Genomic DNA, 23,787 nt, shown 5'->3' on the forward strand with positions numbered 1-23,787 from the left:
GCATTCGTCCTCTGTTTTCTTGTCATTCAACCGTTGAGCATAATAGCCTCACGCTCCTGAACGGGCATACCTGAATCTAGCTAACGTTTTTGGACCCCACAGTAAGGTCACGATCGTAGCGACAATTGCGGTAATTGTTCCGGTAATAACAGGGTCGTAATGTGAACCGTAATCTGGAAAAAGAAACTCGCTGACGTTCATCATGTCGTGGAAGAGGACTGCCGCAAGCACACTTCTTCCAGTATTATTATAGAGCCAGAAAATAATGATTCGAAGTGCTACTGTAGAAATAAATTGCCCTGTGGTCCATGTTAGAGTATGGTGAGTTTGATAATACCATCCCACAAGATGTGCCATAGCCCCCATACCGACCCCATAATAATTCCAGCTCCTAATGCACCCCAGCGGTGCTGCACCGGATCAGCGGCATATCCCATCCAGCCTGCCTCTTCGAATACAGCAGGTATTAAGAACAGGATAAAAAATAACGGTATCGCCAGAATTGAAATCTGCGGATCGGGAAGCGGCCGCCCTATCAGGCGCATTACCCAGTAAGAGAGCAGCATAATGACAGGCATCAAAAAAAGGATGGGCAGGTACCAGATCTTTGGCTTTATTCTCCTGTAATCGAGAGCTCTTTTCAATAGCTGTTTTATTCCATCAATTTTGTTTTCTTTATATACCAGGATTGAAGCCGCTATGAGCGGGCAAACAAACATGAACGCACTCACGGGGAGATTTATCGGAAGTGGAAGCTCCTGCTTAGCAATAGCCCCAATTAGCCAGAATGGAATAGAAAGAACGAAAATCAATAAAAAGAATTTTGAAGGCGACTTTTCTGATAATGTATTTGCATTCACGATTTAGTCTCCTGGAAAGCTTAATTTTTCCTTTCTGTGACTCTCAGATACGTTTGAACATTTTCGGAAAATCTGTCACCAGTCCTTCGTCGTCTACCGTAATATCGGAAACGAAATCAGGCAGTATAATGTCCTCATATCGATATGTTTGCTCATCTATCTTGCTATAGATTTGCTGCAGCCGGGATAGCGAAAATCTGTTTTCGTCAAAGTAAATAATGTCCACTTTTTGCGGTTTCTTTCCCTCAAACTGCAAGCGCTTGATTGGCAATGTATTCGTAAACGGCGAGATGGAGATATCCACCAGTTCCACGCCCTCAAACTTGGCCAGATGCTTACTTTCGCAGTCGTACCACTGGTCACCTTTATGAACAATCTTAATAATACGCTCATCCAGTAGCGATTTTATTGATACCTCTTTAACATCCCAGTCTTTAGTTAATACGACATCGTACTCCATAGCAAAAGGAACACCTCTGTCGGTTTTGCCAACCGCTATGCCGTGGTCAAAAATACCCTCGTTGACAGTGTGAGTATGAACAACTGTGCTCGGCCATGACAATGCCTGCCAGACAATCGTTCGTGTTTTATCCATTGCCATTACTCTATGTTTCGAGGATCAGGTAATGAGTCTTTTCTGCTATATTTTTTCTTTTTAGTCTGTAACCAGTGCACTATAAAACCTGTGCAGAGCCTGATCTATTGAATATCCTGCGGTGATACCCATCCAACTATACCAGGTGTAAATTAGTATGCAAAGATACTTTAGTGCAGGGAACGGTTGAATGTATAGTGGTTATTCTTGAGGGGGCAATAATGAATATGGACAAAGTGAGGTCTAAAGACGGAACACTTATTGCCTACGAACGAAGTGGGTCAGGGCCTGCTCTGGTTCTGATACATGGCACAAGCGTGGATCACACACGATGGGCATCTGTCCTTCCCATGCTGGAGCAAAAATTTACCGTTTATGCCCTTGACCGGCGTGGCCGCGGTCAGAGTGGAGATTCGGCAGTCTACTCCCTAGAGCGTGAATATGAAGATATTGCCGCGGTAGTAAGTTCTATCCATGAGCCGGTGAATCTGCTGGGTCACTCGTATGGAGCATTGATTTGTCTGGAGGCAGCTCTCCGTGTCACTAATCTCAACAAACTGATACTCTATGAACCAGCCTTTCGTTCAGATGTGCCTTTATATTCGCCCGATATTCGGGCACGAATCCAGTCATTACTTGATTCCGGAAGTCGGGAGGAAGTCCTGATAGTATTCTTCCGTGAGGTTGTCGGTGTGTCGGAAGATCAACTTGAAGTATTACAAAACGAGCCAGTCTGGACAGGCAGGTTAGCGGCAGCTCATACCATCCTCAGGGAGTTCTCTGATGAGGACTATACACTCGACCCCCAGCGCTTTGAGAACTTAACTGTCCCTGCTATGCTCTTGCAGGGTAGTGAAAGTCCTGATTTCCTCAAGAGAGCTACGGAGGCGTTACACGCATCATTACCCAATAGCAGGATTGTCGTCATGCCAGGGCAGCAGCACATTGTTATGAGAACAGCACCGGAAATGTTTGTACGCCTGGTCACCGAGTTCTTGATAGACTAAATCTAAATGGCCAAGAACGATTAGCAGCACGCCTCTTTATTATTCGCGGCGCCCTCATTATGGACCCCTTCTGACCATTATTGACTGAGCCAGTTCTGGGCTACCACTACAGGCTCATTATCTACTACTGCCGGCAAATTATCCAACCGTTTCTCTCTGTTCTTGGTAGCGATAAAAATGCTCTCTGGTCCCGTTTTGAGAAAACGCACCAGTTGTTTTTAGAGAAGTTACCGCTTCTCCACGGTTTTATCCTTCCAGGCGCAGTTCACGGGCTGCAGACGCAGGACTCACATGAGATAGCTAAAGCTATCATGAACTTCTTTACGCATTATCCCATCTGGGCCCCCCTACCAGATCTGGCCTTTAATACTTAAAAAGCCTGCCTTTGAGCATGGACTTCGATCAGTTAGACGGGTTGCCTCGATATCGTTCTTTACAACCCGGCAATAATGATGTAATGATACGGCCCAGCCTCAGTTACCGACATTACATGGAACCCGGCAGACTCGATTAGTTGCTGAGCTTTTCCGATGGAGAACCTTTTTTCCAGTGGCGGGCCAAATGACATCGGCTCGGGTTTCCAATCGAGGTCGACTAACAGCCCTGATGGCCGGAGCATCCGCCTGGCATTCCTGATCACCTGTGCCGGGTCGGCAAAATCATGAAGATCTATCCCGAAGAAGACGAAGTCGGCACATCCCTCGCAGGCAACAGTTTCCTCCGCAGCCCGCACTTCAGCTGATAGATGACTGAGTCCTTCTTCTTCTGCCTTCTGCCGGAGTCGCATTATGGAACCTTCGTCGAGATCTACCGCAATTACTTTTCCTTCCTGCCCTACTATCCTCGATGCAGGTATGGCGAAGTACCCATCGCCGCATCCCACATCCACGAATGTCATATCCGGCTCCAGGCCAATGTCAGTCAAAATCTTTTCCGGGTCCTGCCATTTCCGGCGCTCTGGATCATTTATCGGGAATTGTCTATGTACCATATAATGAACCTCATGCAACTACTGGTCAGGTAAAAAAACGTTTCATGCAAATTTATTTTTTATGCATCTCTACTGGCTACCTGCTGGCTACTGTTCAATCAGAACTATCATTGAGCCAAAATTTGATATCCACTACCCTGGGCCTTCATGGACTTTGCCACTGCCCTGTATCCGACTTAAAGTGATGACGAGATTAATCGCAATTGCACTCCCTCTGGGATAGATGCGTCAAGAAACTCTTTGATCATCGAAAGTAGCCAATCGGCGCGTTCTACGAGCGTAATGTGGGTGGTGCCTTGGAGCACTGTAAACTGGGAATGTGGGAAGCCAGTAAGACCACCGGGCACATTATCGCAGATCTTTGCTCAACGACTCTTTTAGTGCCAGAGCGTCTTCAATAACCGGCCAGCCTGGGCAGTTGACTGCAACTACTTGTTGAGTAAGGGCACAGGTGAGGAATGTAACACTCCCTGCCAACTTACGAAAGGCCCGCAATAATGCTCTGCGTAAATTTGCTAGCAATCGAACCATCTGGATCAAGCGTGGGATTGAAAATAGTAATTGTTATACCCACAGCCTGACCTGATGTCATTAGAGCTCTCAACAGAGCACTCAATTCATCCCATTGTAAACCACCACCAGGTAAGGGGTAATCTACCGCCGGCATAATCTCATTGTCCAGCACATCAGCATCAAGATGAATCCAGAACCCGTTGAGTTGATTTTTTCGTAGCTTCTCGAGAGCTTTTCGAGCAGCTGCAGCACTTCCCAGGGCGCGCATCTGCTTCAGGTTAAAAGCATTTATCGAAGTCTCTTGAATATCCTGGCTGGCGTATTCCTTCTGTTCTTCAGTATCGCGGTAACCGAATGCAATGGTATCTTCCTCCTGCACGAGCGGCTTAAGCCCATCAATGTCAGTTAGAATATCTGGGCCTCTACCGGAAACGATGGCCAGTTCCATTGAGGCAACCTCACCATCTGGCTCAGCCGCAGGTTGATAAAAATCGGCGTGACCATCAATAAAAAACAGCCCGTATTTACCTGAACGTCTTAAAGCTAACATGCAGCCAATTAGAATGCTGCAATCGCCTCCGAGCACAATGGGAAACTGCCCCTTTTTTCGCACGTCTGCGACCTTCTCAGCTAAGCGCAAAGAAAATTCTTTGATTGAATATGGATTCAGAAGGAGCGTGGATTTGTCTCTTTCCGGTTTGTAGGGCGGGGCATCAACTTGGCCCGCATATTCAGCATGTAAACCCTGGATCAACCCGGCTTTCTTCAATGCTTTCGGTAAAGTTTCAACTCCTGTGGGTTTAAGTCCCAAAATGGAGGGAGCATCTATTATTGAGAACTGCAACATAGTTTCTACCTTTCCTTTGTTTAGTAGAAGCTTTCCAAATTCTTCAAAACGTATCTTTTGCAGTAACTACAAAATAAATAAATAAATAAATAAATCTCATAGGTACGAATTTCATGCCTGAATACTGCTGAAGAATGCGAACATATCTTTCACCAGCAGTTCAGGTTCTTCCATTGCTCCAAAGTGGCCGCCGCGTGGAATTTCACTCCAATGCTGCACGTTCATGGTTCGCTCGGCGTATTCGCGCGGAACTTTGATATGTCTGGTAAATATGCCGGCACCAACCGGGATCTCAATACGTTCGCCGGGTGCAAGCACCGGAGTTTCGAAGGTGTTTTCATAGTATGTCCGTGCTGCTGAGTTGGCGGTCTCGGTGAGCCAGTAGATCATCACACTGGTGATCAGCTCGTCTTTACTGAAGCGTTTCTCAAGATCACCATCGCAATCGCAAAGGTCACGGAACTTGTCAAGTAGCCAGGCAGCCAGCCCAACCGGCGAGTCATTGAGGCCATATGCCAGCGTTTGAGGGCGGTTGCTCTGTACAATTGCGTATGCAGCTCCGGGTGTCCATAGCCACTCTGGCGCTCCTTCCAGATAGGCCCTTTCGGCTTCAGTAGGGTTGGGCAGAGCATACGGGTCGGGCGTAAAATCAGGATAACTGAAGTTAAAAAGGTACATGCCCATGACTTCTTTCGGATATTTGAGCCCCAACAGCCTCGCAACACCACTACCCCAATCAGTGCCGCTGGCAGCGTATTGCTTGTAGCCAAGAACTTCAGTCATGAGCTCGTGCCAGAGATTGACTGTCTTGCCAATATCCCATCCGGGTTCGGCAGGCCGGGTAGAAAAACCAAACCCTGGCATGGACGGTACGATCACATCGAACGATTGCTTGGGGTTTCCACCGTGGCTTGCGGGGTTTGTTAACAGCGGAATGATTTTATAGAATTCATAGAAAGAGCCCGGCCAGCCATGCGTGAGAATAATGGGAATCGGGTTCGGGCTTTTACCGTGCTCATGCACGAAATGAACATCCATACCATCGATACGTGCAGTAAACTGATCGAACCTGTTGAGTTTCTTTTCTTCAACCCTCCAGTCGTATTTGTGCTGCCAGTAATCTACCAATTCCTTCATATATCCCAGGTTAGCGCCGTAGTCCCATCCAGCACCCCTCACCTCGTCAGGCCAACGCGTGATTTTAAGCCGGTATTTCAGGTCGGCCAGCTGCCTGCGGGGAATATCGATCGTGAATGGTTTTTTTACCATATTTTATCTCCTTACAAATTCTTTATTTTATTTACCATAAGTTCTCCTTCATCGGGTATTTGTCAACTTCACATCCATCCCATGGTAGCCGCTAACCATCGCTCAGCATTTCCGTCATAAAGAAGGTAGCCAGCTTTCGGAAAGAGAATATTATAGTGCGTCACGCCTGTCAAAATAACAAACTGAGCCATCGGTCTCCCGGAACCGTCAAGGCCTGCATCCCGCTAGCCATTGCCGAGCAACTTGTTAAATTCGATGATTTGTTCTGTACGGACAGCGTCCGTATCCGCTAAGATGATCATCATAGGCGACCGAATCGAAGCTACATCCTTTGACCATTCATAGTCCTGTCTGACCAGGTTACTGAGTTTGTTGAAGAGCGCTTCCCAGTCGGTGTCGGGATAAAGCTGGTAGAGCGGGATCTGCTTCATGGCTTTCGAAGTCTCGGTACCCATCTGCGCCATACTCTCCAGAAATTTGGAATACCAGCTATCTCGCTTGACAGAAACCGAGATGATCACGAGCTTACCAACCACTTTCTGGTGCCGGAGGAGATATGCAGGGCAACGCCGGCGCCAGGCGAGTAGCTCCTGATGATATCGGCTCTCTCGATACCGAGATGCTCCATTAGCATCTATATGTCGTCGACCACCAGTCTAAGCTGAGCGGTCGGTTAATGTCAGTCTTCCGCCCGTGGGCATGCAAATAGACGGCTACAATTTGCCTATCTTTGGCAAGCGTAGGCAGAACAGGGCCGAACATCCTGTCGGATCGCTACCCCATGTAGTAAGATGAGGGTCTGCCGGTGCCATGGATCTCATAGTACATCTTGAGACCATTTACCGACGTGTAGTTGCCCTTTGAGTTCTTGTTTATTTCATTTGGGTGTTCGATCGTGCTCTTTCCCATAAGGATTTCTCCTTTTCCAGATTTTCAGCGAGCTTGTCGGATAATTATTTTCCAGCCAGCTTCGGTCAAAAGGTATTTTCGTCCTTCGGGGCACAAATATGGCGCGGGGTAAGCTGACCCAGTACAAATGAATAAAACCCACAACGATAAAAGAAATACACACGCAATCACATATAACTCATCATGGTGAGTACGGTGAATGGGAAAAGATTACGTAAGGCGGGTGGCGGGTAATGAAGTTCACCCAGTATTCCGATATCTACGTCGCTGTGCAGGATGCCGGCGTCAATCGGATCCTTAACCACATTATGGCACAGCGACCCTCACTCTTCAACTACGGGTCAATTCTTCCTGCAACCAATCCCCGGCCTATCTGCAGGGAAATCCATACTGTGCCGCAGGTGGTGCAGGCAAACAATCTTCTTATAAGCAGGACGGATCCATTGCCGATCATCCGGACGCCCATCACGCTAGACTACATCATTCAATTGACCAGAGGGACGATAGACTTTTTCCCAGGAAGCGCTTTCAGTCTCCCGCCGGAACTGGACCCTCCTCTCAAAGAGCAGCAGTTTGCTGTTAACTTTAAGGTATGTACCAGCCTGATCTGCCAGCCCTGGAATAGCATTTTGCCTTTTGCCAGTAGCGGTAAGAAAGAGGAAGGAGATATCGACTGCTTTTGCTTAAACCTTTTTGCGACCGGTGGCTTTGGGATAGCGGGAATTCCAGGAAAGCAGAATATTTCGATGAATATATCCGGCATAGAGATTCCTGAGCTCAATCCGGAAAGTTTGGAGAAGATAATAGGGTGCTATGCTCTCCTTACCCTGAACCAGGGAATTTTCCCTCAGATAATGGCTGCGATCTCTGCGCTCGCTTTCAATGCCATTAATCTCCCCAAGAGCATGGGTAGCCTTACCATTTCCGCATCGGCGACAGCCCCCCATAACCCGGCTGTAGAGGATAGCCAGTTAAAGGTTTTTGCCAATCTTGACAGCATTACGTTCAACCTGCTGCCTTCAGAGCCGACCCCCTCCGAGAAAATATCTGCCGGAGCCGTGACGCGGACCAGTCGGCCAAGGAATAGAAAGGGAACCTTTGACTTTAATGCTGCCGTTTCCGCCGCCGCTTTCGAAAAGATCTTTACCGCTATTGTGAAGGGTTTTCGTTTCTCAAAGTCGGGTGCAGATAGCTATGGCCCATTCTCCGTTAACTATGATGTGGTGGCGCACTTCGAAGGCGGTTCCCTCGAGATGCGAGACGACGGCACGATCGTTATCAAAGAACTCGACGTCAAATGGGATAAATTCAAACTCAGTATTGGGATCAATATCCCCAAGCTCTGTGTTGGAGGTGGTGAGGTCTGTTTAATGCCGCCGTATCCTTCCTGCAATGTCCCGGTAGTGGGATGCAGGGATTGCGTGGCGCTCCCATCATACTGCTTTTTCAGCGACAGCCCGGATATTACCGTCCCGATAGACTTAAGCGAATCCATCACATCGGAGGTAACCTTCAAAGCACGGGTAGAAGCATTTTACGGGGTATATTCAGGGACACCAAATCGATGGCAGATTGTTGCCATTCCGACCTTACCCTCAGATCTCCACGTCACCGGCATTGCAGACACCGTTGGAGATCTCTTCAAAAACCGCGTGGAGGGTTCGATCGACAACCTTCTTAGCTCTTCAAAGGCGCCCGACTGGGCAATTAACCTTATCCAAGAGATCTTAGGCGGGATAGACAACATCATCAGGAACATCCTCAATATCCCGGAAGATATCGGGAAATGGTTCATAGATATGATTCACAAGATCGGGATAACTAAATCACTCCTCAATGATCTCCATGACTACCTTACCTTCAAGATACCGACAGCTCTCGAGATCGAGGACCCCTTTCAGGTCCTGAGACCCGACGACCTCATGATTCCGGTGAAGATTCCTATTGAGTTCATCGAGGTCAGTGTGAATTCCCATGAGATAGTGATAAAAGGAGATGTGGGAGATTGATGAAACTCACACGACTGCCTTCTGGTTATTACTAACCACCAGTAGTAGAGTTTCAGTCCTTACTGAACATCCCAACGGTTCAAGGAACAGCTTCAGCCAGGCGATTTCTGGATGATTCTGGAGATTCTATCTTTTGCTCTTCGCAGTATTGCCCCTTGCGGTAGATTACTTAAAGAAGATTATTTAACGATAACTGCAGGAAGTCCGACAAACTTCCCATATCGAGCAATCTCTGATTCTAACGCCCCCTGCTCTTCTTTATTCAATTGCCGAAACGGATTTAGTCTGATTTCAACCCTACTTTTTTTCAAAGTTCTATTCCAGGTGCCTGCTACTTTTCCATTCAGAATGGTAACTGCAGTCAAAGCATTACCCATTGAGATCATTCTCTCAATATCCCTCGACTCACTAATATCTCCTCTATCCTTGTAGGCTATTGTATACTCATCATAAATTGATAGTAAAAATGCTGATGGTAACTCCAGCGTTATAGCACTTTTATCAGTAGAAAACCAGTAGGTTTTACCGTCAAACGTTGCCTTTTCTAACTCTGATTCAATTAAACCGAGGGCATCTCTTGAGTCTTTAACGGTAAGTCCCGACCACCATGAAAAATCCTTTAGCTGGGCTGGCCCGTGACTTGTAAAATACTTGAGTGCTAGTTTTGCAAGAGCCTGTTCTCTGCTCAGTTTTTTTGCTTTCGCCACTCGCTCTTCCAGAAGTGCATACGTAAATTGTTTCCCACGCCTTGGTCCGCTGCAAATTAATCCATCCAGCTCAGCCTGCATGATAATGTGAGCCAGACGCTGAACATCGGTCTTGATGCCTGTATTTGCCAGCAGTGTTTTCAACTCCTGCCGGGTGAGATACGTATTATTTTGCAGTGCTCTGGCAATTGCGGAGTTGCTCCTGGCAAACAGCGCGTCATCGAGCTCGAGTTTCCGATTGTAATGTGCAAGAACCGTTTTGACTCGAGGTGCAGTCAACTCAAGCATCCAGCGTATATCTTCCGGCACAACAAAGTGCCAGGTTGGGCGCATTACATGGGTGCGCAGGATCTTGCCTTCATTAAAAGCTTTTTCGATACTTTCATCAGTTGAATTTTTGATACGAAGCCCAAGAGCCCATTTAGCGGCAGCAAAATCCTGTGCCTGAACTGCCCCTAAATGCGAAACCGCATTAGCCGGACTTTTAAACGGAGAATGACTTAAGCCACTGTTATGAAGACGTAATTTGGGAATTTCTGAAGCTTTCATAAGAATCTATCAGTCTTCCTCTGGAATGAGAATCTATTAGTCTTCATCTGGACCATTGCCATCAGTACTCGCATACAGTATAACGTTTTAGCTATAGAGTCACTGCTGAGGCACAACAGCAATGGCATCCATCTCTACCAGGAAATCAGGGTTTGCCAGCCCTGATACGAAGGCAACGGTGATCGCAGGTGGATCAGGTCTTCTGCCCCAGAATTGCTGGAATGCTTCAAAAGCCGGCTGAATAGGCTGTCCCTGTACTGCGTATATATTCCATTTGACAATATGCTCCAGTTCAGCACCGCCAGCTTTCAGTGCAGTTTGCACATTAGCCAAAACCTGCTCGGTCTGCTTTTTGATGTCACCTTTTCCTACGATTGTTCCGGAAGCATCTACCGCATCCTGCCCCCCAATATAAATCGTCTTTACCTTACCGGTTACGACGATTACGTTGGTGAATGCCGGATTTTTTGGTAAGCCATCGGGATTTATATACGAAACCTGCCCTTTAATTGAGTCTGCCATTATTGAAAATCCCCCAATTACATATATTCTACCTTACAGAGTAAATTACAAACGATTTTTCTCTTTTGTAGCAAAGTCCTTTAAGAAAGCTGCTGGACAATATCCACAAATGTGCCAGCAGGGTCTTCAAGCATAAAGTGTTTCTGTCCCCATTCTTCCTCTGTATATGGGAATATAATTTTTAAGCCTTCTATTTTTTTGGCTTTCTCCCACTCTTTTTCTGCATCTTTTACTTCGAAGGTAAAAATAATGCCTTTTCCGTTATACCCGGCATGAAGAAACTCGGGCTGGTTAGAGAGATCAGGTTTCATAAATCCCAACTCAATGCCGTTCTCGTGCTTCAGTTGTATATACCAGTCGGACTCAAAAACTATATCAAAATCGAAGTTCTGGACATAAAAATCTTTACATTCGTTAAATTTTGGTGTGACTACAACAGTGTATTGAGTGTTTATGTCTATTGTCTGCATAACAAATCTCCTCCGTCAAATTATGTTCAGTTTATTGTCCTTCATATGCCCGCTTCAGAGCTTCGATGTCGTATTTTTTCATTCCATAAATTGCAATAATAACCCTTTTTGATTTTTCAGGGTCAGGATCATCAAGCATTTCGTCTACAATAGCAGGTGCAATCTGCCACGAAACGCCATATTTGTCTTTAAGCCAGCCGCATTGGCTTTTCTCTCCGCCTTCCGACAGCTTTTCCCAGAGCCAGTCTATTTCCTCCTGGCTCTCGCATCTAACGTACAGCGACATACCCTCACAGAAATTGAAAAAGTCCCCCCCATTAACCGCTTCAATTTCATGTCCATTGAGCAGGAATCTAACGGTTCTTACGCCGCCTGCAGGTCCGGGTCGAATGTCTTCGGGTAAGTATGAAAGAGCCGCAAGTTCTTCTTTGCTATAGCGAGCAATACTCAGAATTTTTGAATTTTCAAATATAGCAGAGAAAATCGAAACGTAGAAATTCACCGCCTCTTCGGCCTGACGGTTGAAGGTCAAACACGGTGTTATTTTCTGAGTACTTGCTTTCATAGGGTCTTCTCCCCATCAGACTGCTTCTTGAAATTTTGCATATTTTAACTACCCCCTAAAATTACACAACTTTGTTCTATAATCATTCGCTTCTCTGATCTATAGAATAATTACCCTTTTTCAGTTTCATAGTGAAGCAAAACGTTTCCGGATTTGAACTTTTTTGTTTCTAAAAGCTTAAGATTTAATTTTTTGACATCCTTAAACAGCGGTTTTCCTGTTCCCAAAACAACCGGAGTTACCGCCAACAAATATTCATCAATTAATCCTTCATCTGCAAGCTGCTGTACAATTGTGCCACTGCCAAATATCAGGATATCAGAACCTTTTTCTTGTTTTAACCTGCTTACCTCTCCTATGACATTACCTTTAACCAGTCTGGTATTCTGCCAGGAAACTTCTTTTAAGGTCTTTGAAAAAACCACTTTGGTCATTTGATTTAATTCGTTGGCAATAACCCGTGCTTCTTCGGGAGATTCTGGATCAGCAGCTACCTTTGGCCAAAAACTTTCAAACAGCTGATATGTCACTTTGCCAAGCAAAACCGTGTCGGGTGGATCCATGTCGGATTCCCCCATTTCATGTAACGCTTTGTCAAGTTCATGGTCTGCTATGAACCAATCGATTTCTCCGTTAGGCCCAGCAAAAAAGCCGTCAACAGAAATTCGATTAAACATAATAATTTTTCTCATAGTGCCTGTCCCCATTCTCCCAAAACTGTTCTCATCCGGATTTCAATCAACGAGCAATTTATTTTATCCGGGTTCCGACAAAATCGTAAGCTACGTTTCCGGGATTTTCTTTGCCCGGGTTCGGTCTCCAGCCGCCAGAGAAGGTATTGCAGTCTTCGCTTATTTTTCCCGTCATTTTTGCCCCTCCTGCAAGATCCGTTGTAATCGTGACGTTCTTGCCCCGGACATCATATCTGTACGGGATGGGAATCCCTGCCAGATTGGAATAGACAAGTGAGGGGAAGGCATCGCTCTCCGGATCGTAGTAAATGAGTTCCAGGCTCTGGATTTTCATGTCCATGAAGTCAGCCTCGAAGTTCTGTTTTAGAAAGAACCCTCCAGGTAGCCACTCAAAAGTAGTCAGTGCAGATACGTTGTCGACTTTAGAGTCAAGCGTGTGACCTTTTATACTCCACGTACCGACCAATTCATCCAGGCGCTTGAGTGCGGAATCAGGTTCAGGTTGCTGTTCTAACTGCGTGTTGTTGTTTGAAATGATAATTTCTCCTTCTTTTTTATTTACTACTATACTTCGAAAATTATGAATTCGTGATCTGCAGACTCGCTAATAAATTTAGTAATTGTGCAGTCGATAAGTTGTATTCACCCAACCTCAGGCATGCGTGAGTCAAGGAACGCCGTAACAAAGGCAGCCAGCGAGGGGAAGGAGAGAATATTGTAATGCGTTACGCCCGGCAGAATAGCGAGCTGCGCTGCTGGCCTTTTGGAACCATCAAGGCCGGCATCCCTTTGACCACCGCCAAATAATGCGAAGAACTCAGTTATATGATCAATACGGACGGCGTCCGCATCCCCAAAAACGATCATCATAGGCGACCGAATCGAAGCCACGTCCTTCGACCAGTCATAGTCCTGCCTGATCAGGTCACCTAGTTTAGTAAAGAGCACTTCCCAGTCGTTGTCGGGATAGAACTGGTAAAGCAGGGTCTGATTCATTGCTTTTGCAGTCTCGGGACCCATCTGCGCCATAAGCTCCTGAACCTCGGGGTACCATCCATTCTGCTTAACGGGAGCTGAGATGATCACAAGTTTACGAACTAGGTCAGGGTGGCGGATGGCTGTCTGCAGAGTTACGCCTGCGCCAAGCGAGTAGCCCATGATATCGGCTCTTTCGATGTCGAGGTGCTTCGTCAACGCCGCGATATCGTCAGCCATCGACTCGAAGCTGAGCGGCCGGTCGATGTCAGACGTCCTCCCGTGAGCCTGCAAATGGACTGCAACAACCTGCCTGTTTTCTGCGAGTATTGGCAGGACCGGACCAAACATTTCGCTCGCACCAACACCGCCATGAAGCAGGATCAGTGGTTTGCCAGTTCCATGTATCTCATAATAAATGTTGAGGCCGTTAACGAAAGCATAGTTGCCTGTGGCTTCTCTATCCGGGTATTCAGGCTTTTTTTCCCTGTTTTTTGAGGTGGAACCGGTATCAAACGGGTGTTCCATGAGATCTTTCACTCTGGTTAACTTCACCTCCATCCAGGGTGACCAGTTCGAGCCGTCACTTAACCGCTCCCAGCTGGCCGTTATAATATTATTGTTATCGCTGAACGTAACCGTGGAGCGCTCCGATTCTCCAATGAATATCCAGTCACCGTTGCGTACAATCGCCTGAGATGTACCGGAATTGCCCTTGTTGTCAAAATAGCGCATTGGATAGATATTGCTCGAAGCATCATAGCCGATGATTTCAACGGACTTGACCTCCTCGTCTCCCATAAGCACATCCACGCGGTGAATAAGGAAAAACCCGCCGGGCAGCCACTCATAGATATCCGTTCCAATTATCTTAACGGCAGGGTTAGACGGTGTTGCTCTAAGCTGGCCTTCCGTGTTCCACTTGCCGACAAAGACATTCAAGCGCTTGAGTGCTGGATCTGGCTCGGGTGGCTTCTGTGTATTGTTCTTATTCATATTCTATTATCCTTTCAGATTATTGTCCCTCATATGCCTGCTTTAATTTTTTTATGTTAATTTTATCCATCTGAAGCATGACTTTCATAACTCTTTGAGATTTTTCAGAGTCGGGATCATTTAACAGCTCGCCCAAAACGGTTGGTACAATTTGCCATGAAACGCCGTATTTATCTTTAAGCCAGCCGATCCTTTGTTTTTCTCCGCCCTCGGAGAGCTTCTCCCATAGATCATCTACTTCCTCCTGGGCCTCGCAGCTCACAAACAAAGATATGGCTTCAGCGAAGGTGAACTGTGGACCGCCGTTTAACGCAATGAATTCCTGTCCGTCGAGCTGGAATGTCGCGAACATTGCCGTTCCTTTCTGTCCGGGCCCTGCTTCTCCATAGTGCGTAATGCTAACAGCCTTTGAATTTTCAAAAACTGAGGTATAAAAATTCATTGCCTCCTCAGCTTTACCATCGAACAACAAGCATGAGGTGATTTTTTGCATATGTGTCTCGCGGTTGCCTTTAGTTACGCGAGTCGTGGTATACTCGTAGCCACCCGTCTTACCAGCGGCCTTTAATGGTATTTCCATCCTTGCTGAACGTCCCCTGGCTAAAATTGTCCGAGCCTTTGTCTCCGAACCAGTAATACAGAGTGTCGCCTTCGAGGTCGTAGGTATATGTAAAATTACCACCGTTAATTTCCATTAAATACGAACGCAGTGTCCGGGTATCTTCGTCAAAGCCGGTATATTCGATGCCCTTATGCCTTTTGCCATCATAAATCAAATCTTAACTTTTATTTTTTCATCTTTTCCAATAGCTCATCGAGACGGTCATACGAATCATTAACCCCTTCTTCCATGCCTGACTGGAGCATCCCATCACGATCCTCAATCGTCTGGAAGACAGATTGAGATGTTAATTTTGTCCTGCCACCCGGCAATGCTTCAAATCTCGCTGTTTCGAGGATGACATGCCCTTTTTCCGGAAGCCCTTCAAATTCAAATGTGCCAATAATTCGTTCAGGTGCTAAGACTTCATGATTCACACCATGAAATGCATACTCATTGCCATCCGGGTCTGTCTGGATGTAGCGCCATGAACCTCCGTTTCTTGGCTCAAATGTCTCAAGCGTCATTACAAGTTCACGAGGCCCAAGCCATTGTGCATAAAGCTTCGGGTCGGTAAATGCTTTAAACACAATCTCGCGCGGTGAATCAAATTCCCTTTCAATGATAATCTCCTGTTTCCCAGGTTCAGCTGTAATCTTAGTAAGCTTATTTGTCATGCTTTAATCGCCTCCTTTGAGTCAGACTGATAGTGAAGCAGAACGACGCCGTTGCTGAACGCCTTTGTTCTTATAAGCTTCATCTTATGCCTGTCATTCAGGTCTTTGAACAGGGACTTTCCTCTGCCCAAGACGACAGGATTAACAAAAAGGTAATATTCGTCAATTAAACCAAGATTCATAAAAGCTGACACAATGCTACCACTACCGTATATCACCATGTTTTTTCCGGGCTGCTTTTTCATTTTAAGAATTTCTTCCGGTGTAATTTCTTTAACTAGCCTCACATTGTTCCATTTTCCCCACTCAACTTTCTTAAGCGCCCTTGAAAAAACAATTTTGGGTAAATTATTCATCTTGTCAATGATTATTGGGTCTTCCGTAGGCGGAGAAGCGGATGGCCAGTAACTTGCCATTAGTTCATAGGTTACCCGTCCGAATAGAAGCGTGTCCGCGGTACTTATCAGATCGATGGCAGATTGCGCCATTTCTTCATTCCAGAAAAACCAGTCTATCTCCCCATCCTGTCCCGCAAAGTAGCCATCGAGCGTTATCATTTCCGAGGCAATTATTCTTTTCACTTTTCTCCCCTCAAAAACTTTGACTTTTGACAATCGTATTAGAATTTGTGACTGCGCATTAACAGTTATGCAAGTAATTCTGGCTCAAGAAGTAACCCGGTTCCGCCTGATTCTCTGAGCGAGACAACTGTTAACCGTTTGAATCCCCTCTGTCATGCCCCTTTTTTAACGAAATCTGAATTGTCCGTACAAACGTGAAGAACTTTCTCCGGTAGCCTACAAATATGTTATTCAGTTATGTTATTCAGTTATGTTATTCAGTTATGTTATTCAATTATGTTATTCAGTTTTTCCGCCATTATCCCCAAAATAATTCCCTTATCAAGATATATGGTTCTCAAATTTATATGTAATTCTTAAATTTAATTACAATGATGTTTACAGTTAAGAGAATGTTTACTTTACATCCCGACTGAAAAAAACAAGTTTAAGTTGATCTAACACCATACAGATAAAGAAAAATAACAAAAAAGGGTTTTAATGTGAATTCAGATGATAAACCTTCAGGGAACAAACGGTCGGATGCAGATCCAGGTGGCAAAATTTCAGGCGAGGAGAAGTCCAGAGAAACTTTCGTTCCCGATCCTTTGCCCCTCGAAGCCCTTTACCACAGGTATGGGATTGAACGAAGCCACGCCGACAATGTGGCACGAAATGTGCTCGAGCTTTTTGATATCCTTGCTCCTGTCCACCGGCTTGGCCTTGAATTCCGGAAGCTCTTGGAAATAGCAGCTCTTGTTCATGATGTAGGGGTCGCTACGGACCTTAAAAACCACCATCGGGCAGGAAGAGATATCCTGCTCCTGCACCCGCCTTCGGAGCTGCCTGAACGGCTCTGGCCTGTTGTTGCCTGGACGGCTTTCCTGCACAAAAAGAATATTGGAGAAAAAAAGCTCAGTAGACTTAATGAGAAAAGCTTCGGAAACATGCCTGAAGACCTGCAGGGACTTACCCTGAAAGTTGCTGCCCTTGTCAGGCTTGCCGATGCCCTGGACTACAGCAGGATGGAGAGCAGGCTCGGAAAAGTCACATCCGGGAAAAAAAGTTTCAGGTTTGAAATAGAAGGTGAGGGAGCTGCAATTGATGCGGAAAGAATGGACAAGAAAGGGGATCTCTGGCATCTGCTCTACGATACGGAACTTGAGTTCAGGCCCCAACCGCATAAATCATGAGTATTTAAATCAAAAAATCACGCCTTAAAGTTATACTTTAAAACCATAACTCAAAGCCACTTTTTAAAAAATAAGCATTAATTCCTGGGATTGGAAGATCTGGATGAGTTACCTGATACTTGTACGACATGGGGAATCCGGCTGGAACGTTGACGGTAGATTTGGAGGCTGGGTTGATGTCCCACTAACAGGGAAAGGGATAGAAGAATCCCTGCTCTGTGCTGCCGAAATTGAAAAGATCGGGCTGGACCTTGCTTTTACTTCAAAGCTGGTCCGGGCGCAGGAAACCCTCTTTCTTATCCTCTCTAAGCAGAAGAAGATCGGAGTCTTTGTCCATGAAGCAGCCGGCTCAGAGGAGGGCAGGGCAGAAAGCGGAGCCGAAGCCGGGATGGACAAAAAAGAAAACCGGTATTCATATCCCCCGAAAACCGAAAAAAACCTGATCCCGATCTATTCCAGTGAAGCCTTAAATGAGCGTTATTACGGGATATTGCAGGGAAGGAAAAAGGACAAAATGAAAGAGAAATACGGGGAAGAACAGATCCTTCACTGGTGCCGGAGCTACGACGAAGGGCCTCCTGAAGGAGAGAGCCTCAAAGACATCTATAGACGTGCAGTCCCGTATTTCGAAAGGGAGATATCCCCTCCCCTTCGGGAAGGAAAAAATGTAATAGTCTGCGCCCATCAGAACAGCTTGAGAGCGCTGATTAAGCATATCGAAGGAATTTCCAATGAAGACATCCGCAAAGTAAGACTGGCAAATGCAAGGCCCGTAATCTACACACTTTTCGGAGGCGGGCTGGTCAGGGAAAATGCTGAAATGGATCCGTCGGTGAAAAGGGACTTCTGAACTCTCTTTGAGCTCTTGCTGAGTTCTTTTTTAGAGCCCCCTGATTCTTGCCGGAAAAGCATTTACAGGCATCTATTTTCAGGCATTTATATGTAGCCAAGCGGCAGAATATAAAGAGGCTCTTCATTTGCAGGTAGTTTAAGGACTTTTTTTACCTCTTCATCGTCAAAAGCCCCTACGGCACAGGTGCCTATCCCGAGTTCCACGCCCAGCAGGTAAACGTTCTGGGCTGCGTGTCCGGCTTCCATATCTGCGTAACGGATGCCTCTTTTTCCGTATTTGCTCGTTATACGCGGGTAGACTGCGGAGATTATAAGTGAGACGGGAGCCTGTCTGACCATAGGCTGGGAAAGGGCTGCTCTTGAGAGCCTTTCTCTCATATCGCCAGGGATTTCCTGCGTAAGGGTATGTTCTTCTGCAATGTACCTGTAAATTCCGGGCTCAAACCCATTTCCCTCTCCGATAACAGCGTGGATCTCAAGGGGATAAAGCGCACCTGCAGAAGGAGATGTCCTTAACCCTTCCTTTGAACTTATCCCCTGGGCTGCCCAGAGAAAACGGGAAATTACCGTTTCGGACAGGTCTCTTTCAGCATATCTACGTACTGATCTTCGCTTTGCAAGCAGTTCTTCGATCCGATTTCCTGAAGTTCCCGGTTCAGGCAGCTTAACCTTCATAGGCAGGTCTGCAGGATTCCTGTTTACCATGATTATTCCCCCACAACAATTCTTTTTCAGATGTGATGTACTTTGTTTTAAGCTAATTCGGTACTTTAAGCTAAACTCAATACTTAGATAGTATCAGATGGCGGGTTATCAGACAAGTCGTTTTATGCTTCCTATTTAATAAAAAACCGCCTGCAATTAAATATGTTTTCCGGAAGGCGTTATAAGCCATCTTGAAGTCTATTTTCAGGCTGGAAAGTGAACTATTTTTAGGCTGGAAAGTGAACTATTTTTAGGCTGGAAAATGAACTCAAAAATACAGCTCCAGTGCCGGTAAAGGCGAAAATTGCTTAAAAACATGCTGCTCAAAGGAGCGTTTATTAAAAAGAGAATTCAAAGCTTTTCGGCTGCACACCAGGGCCGGGTTTGTGGTGTGGTAGATATGTTAGATGTGGTAGATATTTTGATGTGGTAGATGCGGTGGTAGATAAATGGTTCTTTTGGGCATTTACGCGCCCGGCCCTGTGGAATGCAGTTTATGGTTCCAGACATGTTGGTGCGTTTTAGTCTGTTTGAATCTATTCGCGTAAGTACAATATGTGTTCCCTATCAGGGTTCACACAATTAGGAACCAACGTACTGGTGTAAGCTGTTCTGGATTTACAACTCACCAGCTTATAATATATTTCTCGTGGTTTTAACTCTCTCCAAACAGGATAATTTCGGAAGACCTATATAGGTGAAAAAAATTGAAAATTTCAAATCCGTTCATATGAAATAACTTTTAATTTAAACCTTTTTTTGAATTTATCTTAACTATCTTTATCAATCGACGTTATACCCTGAGATACTGTTAGATCGTTGCATGAGATACCTTTATATACATGTTTTTTGAAAATGAAACTTATTGTATATGTCGTTTCTCTGCTTGAAAAAGGAATAGGCTATTTTTAGATCTATCATCCACTTAGCGAGAGAAAAAAATAAAAAAATTGATATATAATTTTATTGGTTAAAACCTGAAGAAATCCATCAGATTAGATTTATTTTGTTCTGTTCCTTTTTCTGTTCCTTTTGTCCCTTATTCTGTAAGCCTGGGGCGTGCGAGAGCGATAAGGACTTCCTGTCCCTTCCATGAACCTCTACTGAATCTGGTCTCTGCAAAAATCTCAACCCCTTCCTTGCTAACAAAGGGCACGCTGTACAGGGAAGTTTTTCCTTCGAGGATTTCAGAAAAATTTTTTGCGGCTTCGAGTACCCGGTTCTGAGGGTGGAAAGAAAGTATATTCTTTCCAAGGAGTTCTTTTTCAGTATAAGCAAGGTGCTTGCGGAAAGCAGGATTGGAATGGAGAATGCAGCCTTCGTAATTCACAATAAAAAGAAAATCCTTTATGCTCTTAAAGAGCCCCTGAAAATCGCTGCTGGTTTGATGGAGCTCTGCTTTTTCCCTTATTCTGCCGATCTCGTTTCCGAGTTCAAGGGCAATGGTTTCAAGCTGTTTTCGGGAAGTTTCGGAGATCTCATCTGCTTTATGGGAACTGAGCTGAATGACTGCAGCAAAGCGACCACCTGAGAATACAGGGATAAAAGCAGCTGCTCGAAGCTTTTCTTCAGGTGGAGTCTCAAGAGAAGCCATATTTTTAATCTCAAAATAGTGCCTGTAAACAGGTTTCCCTATCCTGAGCAGGTTTGCCAGCCCCTGAGCTTTTCCAAAACCGGATGCCGCTTTCACAAAAGCAGGAGATAACCCCTTGCAGGTCTTTAACCTCAGTTCGTTACTGCCTTCATCCATAAGATAAATGCATCCAGAATCCAGAGGCTCGACCTCAAGAGCGAGATCAAGGAGCTGCCTTAAAATTTCCTGAATTTCATCTGTAGAAGCAAGGGCATTTCCGGCATCGCGGCGGAGACGCAGGAAGTCAGAGCTTTGCCTCTTTTCAGTAACATCAATAACTGTTCCGTACAGGTAATCGATATCTCCTTTTTCATCGGAATGGATAAAAGTCTGCTCATTCACCCAGCGGACCTCTCCGGAAGCCGTGAGGATCCTGTATTCCTGGAAAAAGTCGTTTCTACCTTCTTTATAATGCCTGAACAGGTTATCTCTTACCTTTTCAATATCAAGGGGATGGATGATGTTTTCATATGTGAGTTCTCCTGAGGTAAAGGCTCCTGCAGGATATCCGAAAATGATCACGTTTTCAGTTATAAATTCCACAGGCCGCTTTTCCCTGGGGGTGCTCAGAAAAACGACTAAAGGGCTGCTGCTTATAATTAATTCCAGGACTTTGTTCACTTTTAGTAAATGCGACATATCTCTTTTTATTTTCTTTTCCGCGCTGATATCTCTTGCAACTATAAGAACAGTATTTTTGCCCTCGTAATCCATTACGTGGGCTTCCACTTCTACCGGGATAGAGATGCCGTCTTTTTTCAGATAGGTAGTCTCAAAAGTAATTTTCCCTTCCTGGTATATTTTCTTAACCTGCCTGGAAAACTGGTTCCCATACCTGGTGTCGATGTTTTCCGGAGCAAGCTTAAGGAGTTCTTCTCTGCTGTATCCCAGGCCCGTGCACGCTCCTTCATTTACTTCCAGGAATTTTCCGTTTCTATCCAGGATAATTATGATACTGTTGTTTGAGTTGAGCAGAGAGTTGAACTTCTGCTCCTCCTGCTCCAGTTTTTCTGCAAGCTCTCTACGAGTGGTAATGTCCGAAACAATCCCGAAGTAGCGGCTTATCCTGCCGTTTTTTCCATACTGGATGAGAGTCCTATCCTCAACACGGCGCACGTTTGCGTTCTTTGTGAGGACCCTATATTCCAGAGTGTAATCCTTAATTCCTCTTTCAGAATTACTTATGACCCCGAAATTAAAAGCTTCAAGGTCTTCAGGGTGGACTATGTCAACATATAGAATTTTTCCCGCCTTAAACTCAGCAGGCTCATACCCAAGAAATGAAACATTTGCAGAAGCAAACTCTACCGGAAAGCCGGCTTCGGCTTTTCTTATGAAAATGACCTGTGGAATACTTTCGAGGAATATTTTCAATTCTTCTTTAGATTCAAAAAAGTCGGGCAGCTCCTTTTCAGGATGCCCTTTACCCGTGAACTTGCTCTGAAGGCTCTTTTCCGTAATATTGATCCCCTGTTAAAATTAATATAGGCTGATATTTATATCTTTGGTTTATTTATAAAACTGTTTATTATAATAAATGTGTCTATTAATAAAACTTTCTTTTCATTGCAGGAAAAATATATCCAAAGACGGTGTTATTTAAAGGCAATTTAGCTGAATATAAAGAATATGATTGAACCTTAAGGCTTGAAAGAGTATTTTGAATGTTAAGTTATATATAAAAATCCCCTTAATTACTCTTATTGTGGGATAAACACAATAGGGGAGAGTGAAATATGGCTGATAAGACAGATAAAGTTGCTGAAAATGTTCCCGGACCTTATTATTGTGACTACGAATGTATTGCATGCCACCTATGTGTGGATACGTCACCAGAGAATTTCAAAATGACTGACGATGATTCCAATGCTTATGTATATAAGCAACCAGAGAATGACGAGGAAAAGCAAGCCTGTGAGGAATCACTGGAAGCCTGTCCGGTTGATGCAATCGGCAACGATGGCTAAACGGGCCTATTCCATTTAAGCCAACTCATTTAATTTTTTTCTACCAACAGTTCATATTCTGCCAATCTTTCCTGGATAGAGCAGTCAACTTATCTGTTTTCAGGTTTTCTACAGTTTTTATGCACAGGTTTGTATGAACACATTCTATTCTTTATTCCTTAGCTTCATATTCTTTATTCAATCAGCCCGATTTCCGAATAGATTCTTGAGAGTCCCTGAAGGGTTGAGTATCCTTTTCTTGTGATGATATAATCTCCTCGCTCGCTACGCTGTAAAACCATGCCTGTTTCAAGCAGTTTCTGCAGATGAAAGAGAAGGTTTCCGCCGCGGAGTCCGGTGAGTTTGGAGAGTTCGGAGAAGGTCTTGCTTTCTCCTGAGAGAGCTTTTAGCATAATGAGACGCTGTTTGTTAGCAATAGGTTCACATACCTCAGAAACTATCCTCTCAGGCTCGATTGCACTTATATCGCCTTTTTCGTCCTTTTCTTCCCTGTCTTCATAGATCTGCAGGGAGCGCATAAGTTTTACCTGTTTTTCAAAAAGATTGCTGGCTTCTGAAAAGCAGCTACTGCATTGAGGTTTTTTTGCCTCCTTCTTTAACTCCTCAAACCTGTCCCTGTGCATTCTGACAGTCCCGGCATCGACTTTCGATCTGCCAACAAGCCCTGCGGTTTCCTGAAGCATCTCTTTGAATGCAGTTTCACAGAACTCCCTCATCCCGCAGTCCCTGGTCATCTGGCTGTGCATCCTTTCGTTTGCATCCTCGCACAGATAGTCAACCATGGGTTTCATGAAGTCCTTCCTCATCTCCGCAAGAATTCCATCAATATGTTGCTGGTTTGCCTTCTGCAAAAACCGTGAAAACTCATTCCTGAGGGACGTTACCTCTTCCTTAATGGAATGCAGTTCTTCCCTGTAGTAAATATCAGTATCTGCCTGCGCCGTCTCCATTCCTATCAACCTCTAAACCTATCAAAAGACCTGCCTGTGTTTAATCTGAGATATTTCAATCAGCCCGATTTCTTTAATTAAAGGTTACTCTAATTGACTATCATTTTGTATTAAGGGTCATTTTTCTACACTACCAGAAAGTTGTACACAATTATGACGCTTAAGTATATAAA

General features: G+C 45.0%; 27 protein-coding genes. 5 read left to right on the top strand and 22 right to left on the bottom strand.

Annotated elements, in window-relative coordinates:
• Nucleotides 1-48: 48 nt before the first annotated feature.
• Genes ACZ5A8_RS12300 through ACZ5A8_RS12310 form a run of 3 tightly spaced genes read right to left on the bottom strand, consistent with a single transcriptional unit; the run spans nt 49 to nt 1,455 of the window.
• A complete protein-coding gene (locus tag ACZ5A8_RS12300) occupies nt 49-366 on the bottom strand; it encodes a hypothetical protein (RefSeq protein WP_464529366.1) in 318 nt (105 codons plus the stop codon).
• A complete protein-coding gene (locus tag ACZ5A8_RS12305) occupies nt 312-860 on the bottom strand; it encodes a CPBP family glutamic-type intramembrane protease (protein WP_464529368.1) in 549 nt (182 codons plus the stop codon). The genes ACZ5A8_RS12300 and ACZ5A8_RS12305 overlap by 55 nt, the downstream gene beginning before the upstream one ends.
• Before the next feature lie 43 nt (nt 861-903).
• Nucleotides 904-1,455 carry a putative glycolipid-binding domain-containing protein gene (locus ACZ5A8_RS12310; protein WP_464529370.1) on the bottom strand — a complete coding sequence of 184 codons (552 nt, stop codon included), beginning with the start codon at nt 1,453-1,455 and terminating at the stop codon, nt 904-906.
• Nucleotides 1,456-1,682: 227 nt separating this feature from the next.
• On the opposite strand from ACZ5A8_RS12310, the gene ACZ5A8_RS12315 reads away from it, so the two are divergent.
• Nucleotides 1,683-2,462 carry an alpha/beta fold hydrolase gene (locus ACZ5A8_RS12315; protein ID WP_464529372.1) on the top strand — a complete coding sequence of 260 codons (780 nt, stop codon included), beginning with the start codon at nt 1,683-1,685 and terminating at the stop codon, nt 2,460-2,462.
• A 433-nt stretch (nt 2,463-2,895) separates the two neighbouring features.
• On the opposite strand, the gene ACZ5A8_RS12320 is transcribed toward ACZ5A8_RS12315, so the two are convergent.
• The 5 genes from ACZ5A8_RS12320 to ACZ5A8_RS12340 form a co-directional block, all read right to left on the bottom strand.
• The gene (locus ACZ5A8_RS12320; RefSeq protein ID WP_464529373.1) at nt 2,896-3,453 is read right to left on the bottom strand and encodes a class I SAM-dependent methyltransferase; all 558 of its coding nucleotides are present in this window, start codon (nt 3,451-3,453) and stop codon (nt 2,896-2,898) included.
• Nucleotides 3,454-3,931: 478 nt separating this feature from the next.
• Nucleotides 3,932-4,813 (bottom strand): arginase family protein, encoded by an 882-nt coding sequence (locus ACZ5A8_RS12325; protein WP_464529375.1) that lies wholly within the window; start codon nt 4,811-4,813, stop codon nt 3,932-3,934.
• A gap of 111 nt (nt 4,814-4,924) precedes the next feature.
• A complete protein-coding gene (locus tag ACZ5A8_RS12330; RefSeq protein ID WP_464529376.1) occupies nt 4,925-6,082 on the bottom strand; it encodes an epoxide hydrolase family protein in 1,158 nt (385 codons plus the stop codon).
• A 224-nt stretch (nt 6,083-6,306) separates the two neighbouring features.
• Nucleotides 6,307-6,546: a hypothetical protein gene (locus ACZ5A8_RS12335; protein ID WP_464529378.1), complete on the bottom strand. Its 240-nt coding sequence runs from the start codon at nt 6,544-6,546 to the stop codon at nt 6,307-6,309.
• Between the two features lie 310 nt (nt 6,547-6,856).
• Nucleotides 6,857-6,991 carry a hypothetical protein gene (locus tag ACZ5A8_RS12340; RefSeq protein ID WP_464529380.1) on the bottom strand — a complete coding sequence of 45 codons (135 nt, stop codon included), beginning with the start codon at nt 6,989-6,991 and terminating at the stop codon, nt 6,857-6,859.
• 233 nt (nt 6,992-7,224) lie between these two features.
• On the opposite strand from ACZ5A8_RS12340, the gene ACZ5A8_RS12345 reads away from it, so the two are divergent.
• The gene (locus ACZ5A8_RS12345) at nt 7,225-9,000 is read left to right on the top strand and encodes a hypothetical protein (RefSeq protein ID WP_464529382.1); all 1,776 of its coding nucleotides are present in this window, start codon (nt 7,225-7,227) and stop codon (nt 8,998-9,000) included.
• Nucleotides 9,001-9,179: 179 nt separating this feature from the next.
• Here the strand turns inward: ACZ5A8_RS12345 and ACZ5A8_RS12350 are convergent, their stop codons facing one another.
• From ACZ5A8_RS12350 to ACZ5A8_RS12400, 11 genes are all read right to left on the bottom strand, one after another.
• The gene (locus ACZ5A8_RS12350) at nt 9,180-10,256 is read right to left on the bottom strand and encodes a winged helix DNA-binding domain-containing protein (protein ID WP_464529383.1); all 1,077 of its coding nucleotides are present in this window, start codon (nt 10,254-10,256) and stop codon (nt 9,180-9,182) included.
• A gap of 99 nt (nt 10,257-10,355) precedes the next feature.
• On the bottom strand, nt 10,356-10,778 hold the full coding sequence (locus ACZ5A8_RS12355) for a RidA family protein (protein WP_464529384.1): 423 nt from the start codon (nt 10,776-10,778) through the stop codon (nt 10,356-10,358).
• Between the two features lie 80 nt (nt 10,779-10,858).
• Nucleotides 10,859-11,248 carry a VOC family protein gene (locus ACZ5A8_RS12360; RefSeq protein ID WP_464529386.1) on the bottom strand — a complete coding sequence of 130 codons (390 nt, stop codon included), beginning with the start codon at nt 11,246-11,248 and terminating at the stop codon, nt 10,859-10,861.
• A gap of 31 nt (nt 11,249-11,279) precedes the next feature.
• Nucleotides 11,280-11,813, bottom strand: a complete 534-nt coding sequence (locus tag ACZ5A8_RS12365; protein WP_464529388.1) for a VOC family protein — start codon at nt 11,811-11,813, stop codon at nt 11,280-11,282.
• 110 nt (nt 11,814-11,923) lie between these two features.
• Nucleotides 11,924-12,505, bottom strand: a complete 582-nt coding sequence (locus ACZ5A8_RS12370; protein WP_464529389.1) for a dihydrofolate reductase family protein — start codon at nt 12,503-12,505, stop codon at nt 11,924-11,926.
• 58 nt (nt 12,506-12,563) lie between these two features.
• Nucleotides 12,564-13,091, bottom strand: a complete 528-nt coding sequence (locus ACZ5A8_RS12375) for a DUF1579 family protein (protein WP_464534119.1) — start codon at nt 13,089-13,091, stop codon at nt 12,564-12,566.
• A 56-nt stretch (nt 13,092-13,147) separates the two neighbouring features.
• Nucleotides 13,148-14,476, bottom strand: a complete 1,329-nt coding sequence (locus tag ACZ5A8_RS12380; protein WP_464529390.1) for an alpha/beta fold hydrolase — start codon at nt 14,474-14,476, stop codon at nt 13,148-13,150.
• Between the two features lie 19 nt (nt 14,477-14,495).
• Nucleotides 14,496-14,969 (bottom strand): VOC family protein, encoded by a 474-nt coding sequence (locus ACZ5A8_RS12385; RefSeq protein ID WP_464534120.1) that lies wholly within the window; start codon nt 14,967-14,969, stop codon nt 14,496-14,498.
• A 58-nt stretch (nt 14,970-15,027) separates the two neighbouring features.
• Nucleotides 15,028-15,252, bottom strand: a complete 225-nt coding sequence (locus ACZ5A8_RS12390; RefSeq protein ID WP_464529392.1) for a hypothetical protein — start codon at nt 15,250-15,252, stop codon at nt 15,028-15,030.
• A gap of 10 nt (nt 15,253-15,262) precedes the next feature.
• Complete coding sequence (locus ACZ5A8_RS12395) at nt 15,263-15,754, bottom strand: SRPBCC family protein (RefSeq protein WP_464529393.1); 492 nt, start codon at nt 15,752-15,754, stop codon at nt 15,263-15,265.
• Nucleotides 15,751-16,368, bottom strand: coding sequence for a dihydrofolate reductase family protein (locus ACZ5A8_RS12400; RefSeq protein ID WP_464529395.1), 618 nt, complete (start codon nt 16,366-16,368; stop codon nt 15,751-15,753). The genes ACZ5A8_RS12395 and ACZ5A8_RS12400 overlap by 4 nt, the downstream gene beginning before the upstream one ends.
• A 449-nt stretch (nt 16,369-16,817) precedes the next feature.
• On the opposite strand from ACZ5A8_RS12400, the gene ACZ5A8_RS12405 reads away from it, so the two are divergent.
• Nucleotides 16,818-17,507 (top strand): HD domain-containing protein, encoded by a 690-nt coding sequence (locus tag ACZ5A8_RS12405; protein ID WP_464529397.1) that lies wholly within the window; start codon nt 16,818-16,820, stop codon nt 17,505-17,507.
• Nucleotides 17,508-17,610: 103 nt separating this feature from the next.
• Nucleotides 17,611-18,357, top strand: a complete 747-nt coding sequence (locus ACZ5A8_RS12410; protein ID WP_464529399.1) for a histidine phosphatase family protein — start codon at nt 17,611-17,613, stop codon at nt 18,355-18,357.
• 86 nt (nt 18,358-18,443) lie between these two features.
• Here the strand turns inward: ACZ5A8_RS12410 and ACZ5A8_RS12415 are convergent, their stop codons facing one another.
• Together ACZ5A8_RS12415 and ACZ5A8_RS12420 are read right to left on the bottom strand one after the other, a co-directional pair.
• On the bottom strand, nt 18,444-19,064 hold the full coding sequence (locus ACZ5A8_RS12415) for a SagB/ThcOx family dehydrogenase (protein WP_464529401.1): 621 nt from the start codon (nt 19,062-19,064) through the stop codon (nt 18,444-18,446).
• 1,039 nt (nt 19,065-20,103) lie between these two features.
• Nucleotides 20,104-22,164 carry a PAS domain S-box protein gene (locus tag ACZ5A8_RS12420; RefSeq protein ID WP_464534121.1) on the bottom strand — a complete coding sequence of 687 codons (2,061 nt, stop codon included), beginning with the start codon at nt 22,162-22,164 and terminating at the stop codon, nt 20,104-20,106.
• A gap of 269 nt (nt 22,165-22,433) precedes the next feature.
• Here ACZ5A8_RS12420 and ACZ5A8_RS12425 point away from each other — a divergent pair, with 269 nt between their 5' ends.
• The gene (locus ACZ5A8_RS12425; protein ID WP_464529402.1) at nt 22,434-22,664 is read left to right on the top strand and encodes a ferredoxin; all 231 of its coding nucleotides are present in this window, start codon (nt 22,434-22,436) and stop codon (nt 22,662-22,664) included.
• 173 nt (nt 22,665-22,837) lie between these two features.
• Here ACZ5A8_RS12425 and ACZ5A8_RS12430 read toward each other — a convergent pair whose 3' ends face one another.
• Nucleotides 22,838-23,614 (bottom strand): winged helix-turn-helix domain-containing protein, encoded by a 777-nt coding sequence (locus ACZ5A8_RS12430; protein ID WP_464529403.1) that lies wholly within the window; start codon nt 23,612-23,614, stop codon nt 22,838-22,840.
• Between the last annotated feature and the right edge of the window lie 173 nt (nt 23,615-23,787).

The sequence above is a fragment of the Methanosarcina subterranea genome (assembly GCF_055385895.1).